The 15,993-nt window shown below is 73.6% G+C and carries 12 protein-coding genes; 7 read left to right on the top strand and 5 right to left on the bottom strand.

What is annotated here, in order from left to right; translation table 11 throughout:
• Nucleotides 1-13: 13 nt before the first annotated feature.
• From ACIRG6_RS20055 to ACIRG6_RS20045, 3 genes are all read right to left on the bottom strand, one after another.
• Complete coding sequence (locus tag ACIRG6_RS20055; protein WP_403323832.1) at nucleotides 14-2,470, bottom strand: FtsX-like permease family protein; 2,457 nt, start codon at nucleotides 2,468-2,470, stop codon at nucleotides 14-16.
• A complete protein-coding gene (locus tag ACIRG6_RS20050) occupies nucleotides 2,464-3,231 on the bottom strand; it encodes an ABC transporter ATP-binding protein (protein WP_365021551.1) in 768 nt (255 codons plus the stop codon). The genes ACIRG6_RS20055 and ACIRG6_RS20050 overlap by 7 nt, the downstream gene beginning before the upstream one ends.
• 123 nt (nucleotides 3,232-3,354) lie before the next feature.
• Entirely contained in the window at nucleotides 3,355-3,840 is a 486-nt protein-coding gene (locus tag ACIRG6_RS20045; RefSeq protein ID WP_318213232.1) for a GNAT family N-acetyltransferase, read from the bottom strand.
• 68 nt (nucleotides 3,841-3,908) lie between these two features.
• On the opposite strand from ACIRG6_RS20045, the gene ACIRG6_RS20040 reads away from it, so the two are divergent.
• Nucleotides 3,909-4,712: an exodeoxyribonuclease III gene (locus ACIRG6_RS20040; RefSeq protein ID WP_364673676.1), complete on the top strand. Its 804-nt coding sequence runs from the start codon at nucleotides 3,909-3,911 to the stop codon at nucleotides 4,710-4,712.
• Here the strand turns inward: ACIRG6_RS20040 and ACIRG6_RS20035 are convergent.
• Complete coding sequence (locus ACIRG6_RS20035; RefSeq protein WP_364818533.1) at nucleotides 4,700-5,338, bottom strand: MerR family transcriptional regulator; 639 nt, start codon at nucleotides 5,336-5,338, stop codon at nucleotides 4,700-4,702. The genes ACIRG6_RS20040 and ACIRG6_RS20035 overlap by 13 nt on opposite strands.
• A gap of 187 nt (nucleotides 5,339-5,525) precedes the next feature.
• Between ACIRG6_RS20035 and ACIRG6_RS20030 the strand changes: the two genes are divergently transcribed.
• From ACIRG6_RS20030 to ACIRG6_RS20015, 4 genes are all read left to right on the top strand, one after another.
• Nucleotides 5,526-7,055, top strand: a complete 1,530-nt coding sequence (locus tag ACIRG6_RS20030) for a flavin-containing monooxygenase (RefSeq protein WP_403323829.1) — start codon at nucleotides 5,526-5,528, stop codon at nucleotides 7,053-7,055.
• Nucleotides 7,052-7,999, top strand: coding sequence for an alpha/beta fold hydrolase (locus tag ACIRG6_RS20025; RefSeq protein WP_364818288.1), 948 nt, complete (start codon nucleotides 7,052-7,054; stop codon nucleotides 7,997-7,999). The genes ACIRG6_RS20030 and ACIRG6_RS20025 overlap by 4 nt, the downstream gene beginning before the upstream one ends.
• Complete coding sequence (locus tag ACIRG6_RS20020) at nucleotides 7,996-8,889, top strand: SDR family oxidoreductase (RefSeq protein WP_350717333.1); 894 nt, start codon at nucleotides 7,996-7,998, stop codon at nucleotides 8,887-8,889. The genes ACIRG6_RS20025 and ACIRG6_RS20020 overlap by 4 nt, the downstream gene beginning before the upstream one ends.
• 86 nt (nucleotides 8,890-8,975) lie before the next feature.
• The gene (locus ACIRG6_RS20015; protein WP_364673668.1) at nucleotides 8,976-9,197 is read left to right on the top strand and encodes a hypothetical protein; all 222 of its coding nucleotides are present in this window, start codon (nucleotides 8,976-8,978) and stop codon (nucleotides 9,195-9,197) included.
• A gap of 120 nt (nucleotides 9,198-9,317) precedes the next feature.
• Here ACIRG6_RS20015 and ACIRG6_RS20010 read toward each other — a convergent pair whose 3' ends face one another.
• On the bottom strand, nucleotides 9,318-12,758 hold the full coding sequence (locus tag ACIRG6_RS20010) for a S41 family peptidase (protein WP_403323827.1): 3,441 nt from the start codon (nucleotides 12,756-12,758) through the stop codon (nucleotides 9,318-9,320).
• 159 nt (nucleotides 12,759-12,917) lie between these two features.
• On the opposite strand from ACIRG6_RS20010, the gene ACIRG6_RS20005 reads away from it, so the two are divergent.
• Nucleotides 12,918-13,517 carry a TetR/AcrR family transcriptional regulator gene (locus ACIRG6_RS20005; protein WP_364673663.1) on the top strand — a complete coding sequence of 200 codons (600 nt, stop codon included), beginning with the start codon at nucleotides 12,918-12,920 and terminating at the stop codon, nucleotides 13,515-13,517.
• 124 nt (nucleotides 13,518-13,641) lie between these two features.
• Nucleotides 13,642-15,876 carry an MMPL family transporter gene (locus ACIRG6_RS20000; RefSeq protein WP_403323825.1) on the top strand — a complete coding sequence of 745 codons (2,235 nt, stop codon included), beginning with the start codon at nucleotides 13,642-13,644 and terminating at the stop codon, nucleotides 15,874-15,876.
• Nucleotides 15,877-15,993: the final 117 nt, after the last annotated feature.

Here is a 15,993-nt window from a genome sequence, read left to right as displayed (position 1 = left end):
CCGCCCCGGGGCCTCAGCCCGCCGCGCGGACTGACAGCCCCTCACCCGCCCCGCGCCGCAGCGCCGCAGCCGCCGGGACCGTCGCCGCGAGCACGGCGACCACCCCGCACGCCCCCGCCACCGCCCCCAGCGCCGTCCAGGGCAGCGCCGACGGGGCGGCCGGGGCCGACAACAGGGCCAGGGCGCCCCGCATCCCGCACAGGTTCAACGCCGCCACCAGCACGCCCAGCACGGTGCCGACCGCCACCACCGTCAGCGCCTCCGCCGCCACCAGCCGCAGCACCTGCCCCCGGGTCGCCCCCGCCAGCCGCAGGACGCCCAGGTCCCGCAGCCGGTCGGAGGTCGCCATGACCAGGGTGGCCGCCAGCGAGATCCCCGCGTACAGCAGCGCGATCCCCAGCACCAGCAGGAAACCCGCACGGGCCGTCCCGTCCGTCCCCGGCGCCGTCGCACGCAGCCACGCCTGCCGGGACAGCACCCGTCCGCCCGAGGACCGCACCGCCTCCCGCAGCCCCGCCGCCACGGCCTCCCGGTCCGCGCCCCGCGCCACCCTCACCTCCACCCGGTCGACGGCCGCGCCCCGCGCGTTCGCCGGGGTGACGTACGCCCCGTTGTCGCCGGTGCCGACCGGCATCACCGCCGCGATCCGCAGCGAGCGCCGGGTGCCGTCGCCGAGCCGGACCGTGACGCGCTGCCCCACGGTGTGCCGCTCCCACTCCTCGTTGACGACGATCGAGTCGTCGTCGAGGTCGCTGATCCGGCCGCCCGCCAACGGGATCCGCGCGGTCGCCGCCAGTGCCGCCGGGTCGGCCGCCCGGGCCGCGGAGCGGATCAGGGCCACGCCCTCCTCCACGACGTACACGGCGGTCGGCGCGGTCGCCGAGACGGCCGCCGTGCCGGGCACCGCGCGCAGCCGCCGCACCGCGTCCCGGCCCAGACCACCGTCCGCCGTCACCACCAGATCCGCCACCGTCCGCTCCCGGACCTCGGCCGCCCGCGCCCCCTCCAGCGTCGCCGTCGCCCCGAGCAGCGACCCGGTCAGCGCCACCGTCACCAGCACCGGCGCCGCGACGGACGCCGTGCGCCGGACGGACGCGGCGGCGTTCTCCCGCACCAGCATCCCGCCCGCACCCGGCAGCCGGGACGGCCCCCAGGCCAGCAGCCGGGTCAGCGGGCGCACCGGCAGAGGAGCCAGCAGCGCCACCGCCGAGATCAGCAGCATCGGCCGGCTGATGTACGTCTTGCGGTGCAGCAGATCGCCCGGGTCGGTCAGCAGCGCCAGGACCAGCGTCACCGCAGCCGTCAGCAGCAGGGCCGTACCGCACACCAGACGACCCCGGGTCAGCGTCCCGGTGTCCACGGACGCCTCGCGCAGCGCCTGCGCCGGCCCGGTCCGCCCCGCCCGCCAGGATGCCGCCACCACCCCGCACAGGGCCACCAGCAGCCCCGTCCAGAAGGCCAGGTGATACGGCCACACCTGGTCGCCGATCGCGAACCAGCCGGGCGCCAGCCCCTGCCCGACCACCCACGCCGCAAGCCGCGGTGCCGCGTACGCGCCCAGCGCGCAGCCCGCCGCCGAGGCGAGGACACCGACCAGCAGCGCCTCGACGGCCACCAGCCGGCGCACCTGGCCCGGCGTCGCACCCGCCGTACGCAGCAGCCCGAACTCCCGGCGCCGCTGCGCCACCGTGAAGGAGAACGTCGACGCCACCACGAACACCGACACGAAGCCGGCCACCCCACCCGCCGTCCCGAACAGGGCGTTCAACGCCGTCACCGCCTCCCGGTCCCGGTCCGGATCGGCGTCCGCCAGCCGCCGCGCCGCACCGGTCAGCACCTGGGCGCCGTCCCCCGCCACCCGCCGCACCTGCGCCGGGTCCGCGTCGACCACCAGCTGCGTACTCGTCGGCGACAGCCGCGCCGCGCGGGCGTCCGCGAAGAAGACGGCCCGCTCGAAACCGAGATCCTCCACCGTGCCGACGACGCGCACGGTGCCGCAGGACGTGCGCAGCCGCTCGCCCACGGCCGACCGGCCGCCCGTGACCACCACTTCGTCGGCGGCCCCCGGCGCGCGTCCCGCGCTCAGCTCGTACGGGGCGAAGGCCGCCGTCGACCACGGATGGCCCACCAGAGCGCCGGGCCCGCCCTCGACCCGCACGGGGAAGGCACGGTCCTCGGTGACCGGGCCCAGCGCGCGCAGCGCCGCCACCGTACGGGCCGGCACCGGGCGGGGGTGCGCCAGCGGCTGCGTCCGCACACCGTTCGCGGTCGGCACGCGCAGCGTGTCCTGCCCCCGCACCACCACGGGCGCCGCCGCGAACCGCTCCGGGGGGCGCTCGGGGGCGTTCAGCGAGGAGGCCAGGGCCAGGCCCATCACGGAGAGCAGGGCGACACCCAGCGCCAGGGCGACGAAGCTGCCGGCGAAGGCGGTCCAGCGGACGCGCAGAGTGCGCAGGGCGACGGTCAGCACGGCACGGCCTCCTGGTCCGCGGCCTCCAGCGTGGCCATCCGCGCCGCGATCTGCCCGGCCGCGGCACCCGCGAGCTCGCCGTGCACCCGCCCGTCGACCAGGAACACGACCCGGTCCGCGTACGACGCGGCCAGCGGGTCGTGGGTCACCATGACGACCGTGCGGCCGTCGTCGTCGACCATGCCCCGCAGCAGGGCCAGCACCTCACGGCCCGTGCGCGAGTCGAGGGCGCCGGTCGGCTCGTCGCCGAAGAGCACCTCGGGCCGGGTGATCAGCGCCCGGGCCAGCGCGACGCGCTGCTGCTGGCCGCCCGACAGCTCGGACGGGCGGTGCCGGGCGCGCTCACCGAGCCCGACCCGCCGCAGCACCTCCCGCACCTCGGCCCTGCGCGGGCGCCGCCCGGCCAGGCGCAGCGGCAGCGCGACGTTCTGCTCGGCCGTCAGGGACGGCAGCAGGTTGAACGCCTGGAACACGAACCCGATCCGCTCCCGGCGCAGCAGCGTCAGCCGCCGCTCGCTCAGCGCGGTCAGCTCCGTCTCCCCGAGCCGCACCGAACCCGACGTGGGCCGGTCCAGACCCGCCGCGCACTGCAGCAGCGTCGACTTGCCCGAGCCGGACGGGCCCATCACGGCGGTGAAGGTGCCGGCCGGGAAGGCGAGCGACACCCCGTCGAGAGCGGCCACCCGGCCGCCGCCCGCCCCGTACTGCCTGCTGACGGAACGCAGTTCGACCGCGCTGGTCCCGGTAGTCGTGATGCCCATGTCTCCCGCTGCCCCCACTCGTCCGGTTTCGTGGGGTCCACGAAACCGCGAGGGGACCCTCCGGGTCGGTGCGGCAGGGGCGAGACTTGGGGTAGGGCCAGGCATACCTGCCCGAGTAGGGCCCTACGGGGCCTGGAGGGCCTTCGCGTAGCAGAGGCTCTCCTCGTGGAAGCGGTAGTAGCCGAACTTCTCGCAGGGCTCGTAGCCGCTGGAGAGGTACAGGGCGACGGCCTCCGGCTGCTTGGTGCCGGTCTCCAGGACCATGCGGGACCGGCCGGCCGCGCGGGCGTCCTCCTCCAGGGCGGCCAGGATGCGGCGGGCCAGCCCGCGGCCGCGCACCTGCTCGATCACGAACATCCGCTTGAGCTCGGCGTCCCCGTCGCGGTTGCCCTCGCCGTTGGCGTCCTGGCTGCGCCAGCCGCCGGAGGCGACCGGGACGTCGTTCTCGTCGTACGCGACCAGGTAGAGGCCGTTCGGCGGCGCGAAGTCCGAGGCGTCGAGCCGGGTGGCGTCGCCGCCGTCGCCGTAGCGCAGGTCGTACTCGGCCTGGACCTCGTCGTTCAGCTTCACGGCGTCGGGGTGGTCGAAGGGGACCCGGCGTATGTTCATGCTTCCTACCGTATATTGATGCGCACTCGGGAGAGGGACGTCGTCCAGTGTGCCGGTATCGTGCGCTGATGCTCACCGTGACCTCCGTGAATGTGAACGGTCTGCGCGCCGCCGCGAAGAAGGGCTTCGTGGAATGGCTCGCGGGCACCTCCGCCGACGTGCTGTGCCTCCAGGAGGTACGGGCCGAGCCCCGGCAACTGCCCGAGCACGTCCGCACGCCCGAGGGCTGGCACGTGACGCACGCCCCCGCCGCCGCCAAGGGCCGCGCCGGCGTCTCCCTCTACACCCGCCGTGAGCCCGACCGTGTGCAGGTCGGCTTCGGCTCGTCGGAGTTCGACACCGGCGGCCGGTACGTCGAGGCCGACCTGCCGGGTGTGACGATCGCCTCCCTCTATCTGCCCTCCGGCGAGGTCGGCACCGAGCGCCAGGAGGAGAAGGTCCGCTTCATGGGAGAGTTCCTCGCCCACCTCAAGGAGCTGCGTGAGCGCGCCGCCGCCGAGGGGCGCGAGGTCCTGGTCTGCGGCGACTGGAACATCGCCCACCGGCAGGCGGACCTGAAGAACTGGCGCGGCAACACCAAGAACTCCGGCTTCCTGCCGGAGGAGCGCGAGTGGCTGGGCCGCGTCCTCGACCCGGCGGACGGCGGCTACGTCGACGTGGTGCGCGCCCTGCACCCCGACGTGGAGGGACCGTACTCGTGGTGGTCGTACCGGGGGCGGGCTTTCGACAACGATTCAGGCTGGCGCATCGACTACCACGTGGCGACGCCGGGGCTGGCCGCCCGTGCCGTGAAGGGGTACGTCGAGCGGGCCGCCACGCATGCCGAGCGCTGGTCGGACCACGCGCCGGTGACCGTCGTCTACGAGCGCTGACCCTCGTCCGGCCCCTGGCGCAGCCGTCGGTCCAGGGCCAGGGAGAGTTCCGCCTCCACCACGCTGCGGGCCAGCGGGCGCAGGCGGTGGAGGTCCTGTTCGGGGGCGTGGCGGAGGATCAGGTCGGCGAAGAGTTCGGCGAGGGCGTCGGCGTGGTCGCGGACGCGTTTGCCGGCGTCCAGGACCTCGGCGAGGGGTATGCCCTCGCGGACCAGGGCGGAGGAGACGTCCAGCAGGCGGTGGCTGATGTGGACGAGTTCGTCGCCGTCGGTGCCGAGGTAGCCCAGCTCCATCGCGGCGGCGAGGTTCTCCGGGGTGACCTCGCCCTCGAAGCGGGCGGCGAGTTCCTCGGGGGTGAGGCGGACCGGGGTCTCCTCGGTGGGCTCGCCGATGCCGAGCAGGTCGCCGACGTCGCGGCCGTGGTCGAAGGCGTCGGCGAGTTCGGCGATGCCGCTGAGGGTGTGGCCGCGCTCCAGGAGGGCGGCGATGGTGCGCAGGCGGGCCAGGTGGTGGTCGTCGTACCAGGCGATGCGGCCTTCGCGGCGGGGCGGCGGGATGAGTTTGCGTTCGCGGTAGAAGCGCAGGGTGCGCACCGTGATGCCGGCCAGCCGGGCCAGTTCCTCCATGCGGTACTCGCGCGGGCCATCGGGTCGTCCAGCGTCTCCAGCGTCTTCTGCCACGCCGGAAGCCTATGTCGTACCGCCGGTAACTTTCCTTGTCGCGCCCCCTACCCATCAGTACGGAGCTGTTCTACTCTCCCCATTGCGCCAGTGTTCACTGGCAGAGTTCTAGGCGATGCGTGGAGGCTTCGGGATGGCCGAGCACGAGCAGGTTCAAGAACACGTGCGGGTGGCGGTGATCGGGTCCGGCTTCGGCGGGCTGGGGGCCGCCGTGCGGCTGCGCCGTGAGGGGATCACCGACTTCGTCGTCCTGGAGAGGTCCGACAGCGTCGGCGGCACCTGGCGGGACAACAGCTACCCGGGGTGCGCCTGTGACGTGCCGTCCCACCTGTACTCGTTCTCCTTCGCGCCCAATCCCGAGTGGCCGCGCACCTTCTCGGGGCAGCGGCACATCCGGGCGTACCTGGAGCACGTGGCCGACACCTTCGGGCTGCGTCCGCACCTCCGCTTCGGCTCGGAGGTCAAGCGGATGGCGTGGGACGCCGAGCAGCTGCGGTGGGAGATCGAGACGGCGCGCGGGACCCTCACCGCCGACGTCGTCGTCTCCGCCACCGGCCCGCTGTCCGACCCCAAGGTCCCGGACGTCCCCGGCCTCGACACCTTCCCCGGCAAGGTCTTCCACTCGGCCCGCTGGGACCACGACTACGACCTCACCGGCAAGCGGGTCGCCATGATCGGCACCGGCGCCTCCGCCATCCAGATCGTGCCGTCGATCCAGCCGCAGGTCGGCCGCCTCACCCTCTTCCAGCGCACCCCGGCGTGGGTGATGCCCCGCATGGACCGGCCGATCAGCGGCGCCGAGCGCGCCCTGCACCGGGCGCTGCCCGTCACCACCAAGCTGCGCCGCGGCCTGCTGTGGGGCATCCGGGAGCTCCAGGTGCAGGCCTTCACCAAGCATCCCGACGAGCTGGGCTTCGTCGAGAAGATCGCCAAGCGCAACATGGCCGCCGCCATCAAGGACCCGGCCCTGCGCGCCAAGCTCACCCCCGACTACCGCATCGGCTGCAAGCGGATCCTGCTGTCGAACGCGTACTACCCGGCGCTCGCCCGGCCGAACGTGGACGTGGTCGCGAGCGGTCTCAGCGAGGTCCGCGGCAGCACCCTCGTCGGCGCGGACGGCAGCGAGGCCGAGGTCGACGTGATCATCTTCGGCACCGGTTTCCACGTCACCGACATGCCCATCGCCGAGCGGGTCGCGGGCGCGGACGGGCGGACCCTCGCCGAGACCTGGAAGGGCGGCATGGAGGCCCTGCGCGGCGCCACGGCGGCCGGCTTCCCCAACTGGATGACGATCATCGGGCCCAACACGGGCCTCGGGAACTCGTCCATGATCCTGATGATCGAGTCCCAGCTGAACTACATGGCCGACTACCTGCGGCAGCTGGACGTCCTCGGCGGCCGGGTCGCCCTCGACGCCCGCGCCACCGCCGTGCGGGGCTGGAACCACCGGGTGCAGGAGCGGATGAAGCGCACCGTGTGGAACACCGGTGGCTGCACCAGCTGGTACCTGGACCCGAGCGGCCGCAACACCACCATCTGGCCCGGCACGACCGCCGAGTTCCGGCGTGCGACGCGACGCGTGGACCTCGCCGAGTACGAGGTGGTGCGCGCCCCGGCCGCCCGGACGGCCCCCGCCTCCCGGAGCGCGGAGGTGGGCGCGTGAGCCGCCTCGCGCATGTCGCCTCCGGTCCCTACGCCCCGCCCGTGCCCGCCCGCGAGCTGGCCGTCACCTCCGCCGACGGGGCCCGGCTGCACGTAGAGGTGCACGGCCCCGAGGACGCGCCCGCGGTCGTCCTCTCCCACGGCTGGTGCTGCTCCACCGCCTTCTGGGCGGCGCAGATCCGCGCCCTGTCCGCCGACCACCGGGTCATCGCCTACGACCAGCGCGGTCACGGCCGCAGCCCGGTGAACCCGGTGTGCGGCACCGACGCCCTCGCCGACGACCTCGAGGCCGTCCTGTCGGCCACGCTGGCGCCGGGCGAGCGGGCCGTGATCGCCGGGCACTCCATGGGCGGGATGACGGTCCTGGCCGCCGCCGCGCGGCCGGCGGTGCGCGAGCACGCCGCGGCCGTTCTGCTGTGCAGCACGGGCAGTTCGCGGCTGGTGGCGTCCGCGACCGTGCTGCCGCTGCGGGAGGGCCGGGTGCGCACCTGGCTGACCCGGCGGATCCTCGGCTCCCGGGCGCCGCTCGGGCCGGTCACGCCCCTGGCGCTGCGGATCCTCAAGTACGGGACGATGGGCCCGGGTTCGGCCGCGCACATGGTCGAGGCGTGCGCCCGTATCGTGCACGCCTGCCCGCGCGGAGCGCGTCACGCCTGGTCGCAGGTGCTCGACCTGCTCGACCTCGACCACGGCGTGCGGGAGTTGAGCATGCCGGTCGAGGTGGTCGTCGGGACCGCGGACCGGTTGACCCCGCCCGTGCACGCCCGCGCGCTGGCGGCGGCGCTGCCCGACTGCGTGGGCCTGACGGAACTCCCGGGGCTCGGCCACATGACGCCGGTGGAGGCGCCGGAGCTGGTCACCGGGAAGATACGCGCGCTCGCCGCCGCCCACATAACCGCCGCGTCCGCGAAGCCGGACGCCGTACACGCCGAGGAGAGCGCATGAGCAGGGTGAGCCTGGAAGGACGCGTCGCCGTCGTCACCGGAGCGGCGCGGGGCGTCGGGGAGTTGCTGGCCCGCAAGCTCTCCGCGCGCGGGGTGAAGGTGGCCCTGGTCGGGCTGGAGCCGGACGGGCTCAAGCAGGTCGCGGCGCGGCTGCACACCGAGAGCGAGGTCTGGCACGCCGACGTCACCGACCACGAGGTGATGGCCCGGGTCGCCGGCGAGGTCAAGGAGCGGTTCGGCAAGGTCGATATCGTCGTCGCCAACGCCGGTGTCGCCACCGGCGGTCCGTTCGTCGACTCCGACCCGGAGTCCTGGCGGCGGGTCATCGAGGTCAACCTGATCGGCTCGGCGGTGACGGCCCGCGCCTTCCTGCCGGTGCTGATGGAGAGCCGCGGCTATCTGCTGCAGATCGCGTCCCTGGCCGCCATCACGCCCGCGCCGATGATGACCGCGTACTGCGCCTCCAAGTCCGGTGTGGAGGCGTACGCGCACAGCCTGCGCGCCGAGGTCGCCCACCGGGGCGTGAAGGTCGGCGTCGGCTATCTGTCCTGGACCGACACCGACATGGTGCGCGGCGCCGACCAGGACGACGTCATGCGGGAGCTGCGGCAGCGGCTGCCGTGGCCGTCGAACAAGACGTATCCGCTGGGTCCGGCGGTGGACCGGCTCGTGGAGGGCATCGAGCGGCGCGCCGCCCACGTCTACGGGCAGTGGTGGCTGCGCGGCATGCAGGGCGTGCGCGGGTATCTGCCGGGCGTCATCGGCACCGTCGGGCAGCGCGAGATGCGGCGCTTCGCGGACCGGCTGAACGGCATGCGCACGGGGCTGGTCGGGGCGGGCGGAGCGGCCGACGAACAGCACCGGACGACCTCGGCTACGGTCCGTCACTGATCGACATGCGCAGGGTCACCGCCCGTGTGAATCTGATCGGGCCCGGCCGATCCGGCCGGCCCGAAACACCACAGGAGTGAACCCACATGGGTATCAAGGACCAGTTCCAGGACAAGGCCGAGCGCATGCAGCAGCAGGGCAAGCAGCGTGCCGAGCAGGGCAAGCAGCGTGCCGAGCAGGGCAAGCAGCGCGCCGACCAGGCCAAGGACCAGATGCACAACCGCGACCGCCGTCACGAGGACAAGATGGACCCGTCCTCGCGCCGCCGGGACGGGGACGAGCGTTTCGAGGAGAGCTACGACGCCTGACGCGTAGCGGCTGATCCCAGGAGGCGCCCTCCGCCGCACGGAGGGCGCCTTCGCGCGTGCCCGCGCGGCACGGACGGTGGGCGGGCCCTTCGCGCGGGCCCTTCGCCCGTGCCCTCCGCGTCACCGCCGCGGCGGCAGCGGCGGCCGGGACCGGTCCGGTACGGCGTCGTATCCGGGCGGCGTGGTCGGCGGGTTGGCCTCCAGCAGCTCCAGCGCGAGCCGCACCGCTTCGTCCAGCACCGGGTAGCGGCCCTCCGCCCAGTCCAGCGGGGTGCGCAGCGCCTCCACGTCGGGGGCGACGCCGTAGTTCTCCACGGACCAGCCGTACGCGTCGAACCAGGCCGCGTTCATCGGCACGGTGATCACCGTGCCGTCGCCCAGCCGGTGCCGGCCGGTCATGCCGACCACGCCGCCCCAGGTGCGCTGCCCGACCACCGGGCCGAGCCGCAGCAGCTTGATGGCGGCCGTGATCATGTCGCCGTCGGAGGACGTCGCCTCGTCCGCGAGCGCCACCACCGGCCCGCGCGGGGCGTTGGACGTGTACGACACCGGCTGGGCGTCGCGCGTCAGGTCCCAGCCCAGGATCGTGCGCGTCAGCTTCTCGATGACCAGTTCGCTGATGTGCCCGCCCGCGTTGCCGCGCACGTCCACGATCAGCGCGGGCCGGGACACCTCCATGCGCAGGTCGCGGTTGAACTGCGCCCAGCCGGAGCCGCCCATGTCGGGGATGTGCAGATAGCCGCAGCGTCCGCCGCTCAACCGCCGTACCACCTCACGGCGTTTGGTCACCCAGTCCTGGTAGCGCAGCGGGCGTTCGTCGATCAGCGGGACGACGGCGACGCGGCGGGCGGGTCCCGGACCGTCCCCGGCCGGTGCGAAGGTGAGCTCCACGGTCGTCCCGCCCGCGCCGGCGAGCAGCGGGGACGGCCCGGCCACCGGGTCGACCGGGCGGCCGCCCACATGGGTGAGGGCGGCGCCCTCGCGGATGCCCGTGCCGGCCAGCGGGGAGCGGGCCTTGGAGTCGGAGGAGTCGCCGGGCAGGATCCGCTTGACGATCCAGCGGCCGTCCCGGCACACGAAGTTGGCGCCGAGCAGGCCCTGCCAGCGCTGGTAGTGCGCCGGGCCCTCGTTGCGGCGGGCGGCGGCGACGTAGGCGTGCGAGGTGCCCAGTTCGCCGAGGACCTCGCGCAGCAGGTCGGCGAACTCGTCCGGGGAGGCGACCCGTTCGACCAGCGGGCGGTACTGCGCCAGCACCGCGTCCCAGTCGATGCCGCACATGCCGGGGTCCCAGAAGTAGGCGCGGATCAGGCGGCCGGCCTCGTCGTACGCCTGGCGCCACTCGGCGGGCGGGTCGACCTCGTGCAGGATGCGGCGCAGGTCGATCCAGGTGGTCGAGTCGCCGTCGCCCGCCTCGGTCGCCGGTACGGCGCGCAGGTCGCCCTCGTCGAGCACGACCAGCCGGGTGCCGTCGCCGCTGATCCGGTACCAGTCGAGGTGGTTGACCAGTTCGGACTTCTTCGCCTTGGCGAGGCTGAAGTGCTCCAGCGTGGGGCGCTCGCTCGGGTCGTCCGGGTTGGCGAAGGTCTCGCCGAGCGCGCCCGAGATCGGCCAGCGCAGCCAGACCAGGCCGCCGCCCGCGACCGGGTGCAGCGCCGAGTACTTGGAGGCGGTCACCGGGAACGGCGTCACCCGTGCCTCCAGGCCCTCCGCCTCCACGGTCACCGGGCCGCCCTCGCCGGGCTCGTCCTCCAGCGGGTCCAGACCGCCGGCGGCCGGGCGGCCCTCCGGGTTGAGTGCGAAGGGGGAGGGGGTCGCCGACGACAGCGGCACCAGGTAGGGCCGGCAGCCCAGCGGGAAGGAGAGGTCCCCGGTGTGCACGTCGTACACCGGGTCGAAGCCGCGCCAGGACAGGAACGCGAGATAGCGGCCGTCGCTGGTGAACACCGGGTTCTCGTCCTCGAAGCGGCCGTTGGTCACGTCGACGACGACCGGTCCGTCCGCTCCGTCGATGCGGGCCATCTTGATCTGGCGCAGCGACCGTCCGATCCCGGGGTGGGACCACGTCAGCCAGGCCCCGTCCGGGGAGAAGGCGAGGTCGCGGACGGGGCCGTTGTCCGACCGGATCAACTCCGTGACGACACCGCCGGCGTCCCCCGCGGCCGCTCCGCTCGCGTCCGTGCCGGTGCCGGTGCCGGTGTCCGCGGCCTCGGGATTCGCCTCCGTGCCCACGGCCTCGCCGTCCGGGTCCGCCCCGGTGGGCGTCCCGGCGTCGTCCTCGCCGGCGGTGGCACCGCCGGCCCCCTCCAGGGCCTCGGCACCCTCCGTCTCCTCCGAGACGTCGAGCAGCAGCAGCCGCCCGTCGTGCGCGGCGACGGCGAGGCGCTCGCCCGCCGGGTCCGAGACCAGCTCCAGCACCCGGCCGAGCCTGCCGGAGGCCAGCCGCCGGGGCGCCCGGCCCCCCGTCGCCCGCGGCAGGTAGGAGATCTCGACGGCGTCCTCGCCGTCCGCGTCCGTCACGTACGCGACCCGTCCGCTCGCCCCGACCATCTCGGGGAGCCGGACCCGTACGCCCGGGGTGTCGGCGAGGGTGCGTGCCGGGCCGTCGCGGTGGGTGAGCCAGTAGAGGCTGCCGCGCACGACGACGGCACTCGCGCGGCCCGTCTCGTCGACGGAGATGCCGCCCACGTTCTGCGCCGCGGGCACCTGGTACGTGCGCCGTCCCGCGCGCGGCCCGCTCAGGCGGACGTCGAGGCGGCGCGGCACCGACCCGGACGACAGGTCGTCGACGATCCACAGGTCGCCGGCGCACTGGTACACCACCCGGGTGCCGTCGCTCGAGGCGTGCCGGGCGTAGAAGGCGTCGTGGTCGGTGTGGCGGCGCAGGTCGGAGCCGTCGTGGGCACAGGAGTAGAGGTTGCCGACGCCCTCGTGGTCGGAGAGGAACGCGATCCGGCCGCCGGTGAACATGGGGGAGTCGAGGTGCCCGTCCAGGTCCGCGAGCAGTCGCTGCCCGTGCAGCCACAGCCGGCCCGTGGCGCCGCCCCGGTAGCGCTTCCAGGAGGCGGGTTCGTGCGGCGGGGTGCCGGTGAGCAGGAGCGTCCTGCGCTCGCCGTCGAGGTCGGCGGCCTGGATGTCGGTGACCGGGCCCCAGGGCAGCTTGCGGCCGGGGTCGCCGTCGAGGGAGATCTTGTAGGCCCAGGTCAGGTGCGAGAAGGGCTCGCCGTGGGAGGCGACGGCGAGGACGGCGCTGCTGCCGTCGGGGTCGGGGGGCGTCCAGCCGCAGACGCGGGTGTCGAAGCCGCCCCAGTGGGTGAGCCGGCGTCCGGGTCCGCCGTCCACCGGCACGAGGTGGACCTCCGGCACCAGGGTGCGCCAGCTGGTGCAGGCGATGTGGCGGCCGTCGGGCGAGAAGCGCGGGTGGCCCACCTTGGTGCGGTCGACGGTGAGCCGCCAGGCGCGGCCCGGACCGTCGAGGTCGGCGAGCCAGAGGTCGTCCTCGGCCACGAAGCACAGCCGGTCGCCGCTGAGGTGGGGAAGGCGCAGATAACTCACCCATCCCATGCTTTGCCGCGGGCTGGGCACCGGCAACTTATGGGGAGCTGACAACCGTGACCCACAACACGAACGAAACCGTTTCGTTTCGCTAGTGGGCGGGTGTAGATTAGGTGTGTACGAAACGGTGTCGTTCTGAGCGAAGAGAACGGAGAGGGGGAGAGCGAGATGACCGAGGCCGCGACCGCGCGCCGCAGTCGGATCACTCCCGAGCGCGAGGCCGAGCTGTACGGCGCCGTGCTCGACCTGCTCCGGGAAGTCGGCTACGACGCCCTCACCATGGACGCCGTGGCCGCCCGCACCCGGTCCAGCAAGGCGACGCTCTACCGCCAGTGGGGCGGCAAGCCCGAGCTGGTCGTCAAGGCCATCCGGCACGGCAAGCCCGGCGAGATCGGCGAGGTCGACACCGGCAGCCTCCGCGGTGACCTGCACGCCCTCATGTCCCGCGAGGACGACTGCACCATGGAGCAGAACTCCGCGCTGATGCGGGGCGTGGCCATGGCGCTGCACCAGAATCCGGACCTGCGCCTGGCGTTCCGGGAACAGCTCATCGAACCGGAGATGGCGGAGTTCCGGCGGCTGCTGCAACGCGCGGTCGACCGGGGCGAGGTCAGACCGGACTGTCCGGCACTGGACTTCCTCGTGCACATGCTGGTCGGCGGGTTCGCCACCCGCACGCTGCTCGACGACCAGCCGCCGACCCGTGCCTTCCTCACCTCCTACATCGACGCCGTGATCCTCCCCGCTCTCGGCGTCGACGCCTCCTGACACGTCCCTCGGCCAGGCCCCACCTGAGCCCCCCGTATGAGCCCCACCTGACGTCACCGCTCACGTCGTCGGGCTGATCACCCCTGCCCTGAAGACCCCACGACCTGACCGGGAGTACGCCCTCGTGGCCACATTCCTCTACAAACTCGGCCGGCTCGCCTTCCGGCGACGGCATTTCGTCGCCCTGATCTGGGTGGCGCTGCTGACACTCGCCGGTGTCGGCGCGGCCAGCGCCCCGCCCGCCGGCAACTCCTCCTTCTCCATCCCCGGCACGGAGGCCCAGAAGGCCTTCGACCTGCTCGAACAGCGCTTCCCGGGCCAGAGCGCCGACGGGGCGACCGCACGCGTCGTCTTCAAGGCGCCGGCCGGCGAGAAGATGACGGACGCCGGCAACAAGGCAACCGTCGAGAAGACCGTCCACGAGCTGTCGGACGGCTCCGAGGTCGCCTCCGTCGCCGACCCCTACCAGGGCAACGCCGTCAGCAAGGACGGCACGATCGCCTACGCCTCGGTGAAGTACGACGTCTCCGGCATGGAGCTGGAGGAGTCCACCAAGGACGCCCTGGAGGACGCGGCGCAGCAGGCGCGCGACGCAGGGCTGACCGTCGAGATCGGCGGTGACGCGCTCCAGGCCGTCCCGGAGTCGGGCGCCACGGAGATCATCGGCATCGCGATCGCCGCGGTCGTCCTCGTCATCACCTTCGGTTCGCTGATCGCCGCCGGACTGCCGCTGCTCACCGCGCTGATCGGCGTCGGCATCGGCGTCTCCTCGATCACCGCGCTGGCCAGTGTGCTGGACCTGGGCTCCACCACCTCCACCCTGGCGATGATGATCGGCCTCGCGGTCGGCATCGACTACGCCCTGTTCATCGTCTCCCGCTACCGCGCGGAACTCGCCGAGGGCCGCGAACGGGAGGAGGCGGCCGGCCGGGCCGTCGGCACGGCGGGCTCCGCCGTGGTCTTCGCCGGCCTCACCGTGGTCATCGCGCTGGTGGGCCTCGCGGTCGTCAACATCCCGATGCTGACCAAGATGGGCGTCGCGGCGGCCGGCACGGTCGCCATCGCGGTCCTGATCGCCCTCACGATGATCCCCGCGCTGCTCGGCTACGCGGGCCGCAAGGTCAAGCCGGCCGGTGAGAAGGGCAAGCTGCTGGGCGGCGCCCGCGCCGCGCGGAAGAGCGAGGCCGGCAAGCCCGCCAAGGCCAACATGGGCACCCGCTGGGCGAGCTTCGTCGTCCGCCGCCCCGTCGCCGTGCTCCTGCTCGGCGTCATCGGCCTCGGCGCTGCCGCGGTCCCCGCGACCTCCCTCGAACTGGGCCTGCCCGACGACGGCTCCCAGCCGACGTCCACGACCCAGCGCCGGGCGTACGACCTGCTGTCGGACGGCTTCGGCGCAGGCTTCAACGGCCCGCTGATGGTCGTGGTGGACGCGAAGGGCACCGACGCCCCGAAGGACGCGTTCACCGACGTCTCCGAGGAGATCAAGGGCCTGGACGGCGTCGTGGCGGTGACCCCGCCCGCGCCCAACAAGGCCGGCGACACCGCGACGATCACCGTGATCCCGGACTCCAAGCCCTCCTCCGTGCAGACCGAGGACCTGGTGCACGCCATCCGTGACGCGGGCGGCGACATCAAGGCGGACACCGGCGCGGAGACCCTGGTCACCGGTGCGACGGCGATGAACATCGACGTCAGCCAGAAGCTCAACGACGCGCTGCTGCCCTACCTGGTCCTGGTCGTCGGCCTGGCCTTCCTCCTCCTGATCGTGGTCTTCCGCTCGGTCCTGGTCCCGCTGAAGGCGGCCCTCGGCTTCCTGCTCTCCGTCATGGCGGCGCTCGGCGCGGTCGTCGCGGTCTTCCAGTGGGGCTGGCTGTCCGGCCTGCTGGGCGTCGAGGAGACCGGCCCGGTCATGTCGATGATGCCGATCTTCATGGTGGGCGTCGTCTTCGGCCTGGCGATGGACTACGAGGTCTTCCTGGTCACCCGCATGCGGGAGGCGTACGTCCACGGCGAGAAGCCGAACCAGGCCGTCGTCACCGGCTTCAAGCACGGTGCACGGGTGGTGACGGCCGCGGCCGTGATCATGATGGCGGTCTTCGCGGGCTTCATCGGCTCCAGCGAGTCCATGATCAAGATGATCGGCTTCGGCCTGGCGATCGCCGTCTTCTTCGACGCGTTCGTGGTCCGCATGGCCATCGTCCCGGCCGTCCTCGCCCTGCTCGGCAAGAAGGCCTGGTGGCTGCCGAAGTGGCTGGACCGCGCCCTGCCCAACGTGGACGTCGAGGGCGAGGGCCTGCGCACGGCCGCCGACCGCAAGCACACCGACCCCGACGAGGACCGGGTACCGGCCCGCACCTGACACACCACACCCAGCAGACCGGCCGGTGAGGGCTCCGCGGGGACGGGGCGGCCCTCACCGGCCTCTTCTTTCCCCCGATCGGCCCGGGGTGCCCGCCGGCCAAACCAATGGGCTTGC

This window comes from Streptomyces flaveolus (assembly GCF_044765825.1).
GTDB classification, from domain to species: domain Bacteria; phylum Actinomycetota; class Actinomycetes; order Streptomycetales; family Streptomycetaceae; genus Streptomyces; species Streptomyces flaveolus.
The sequence above is the reverse complement of the archived record's forward strand: the minus strand, read 5'-3'. Positions and strand labels throughout refer to the sequence as shown.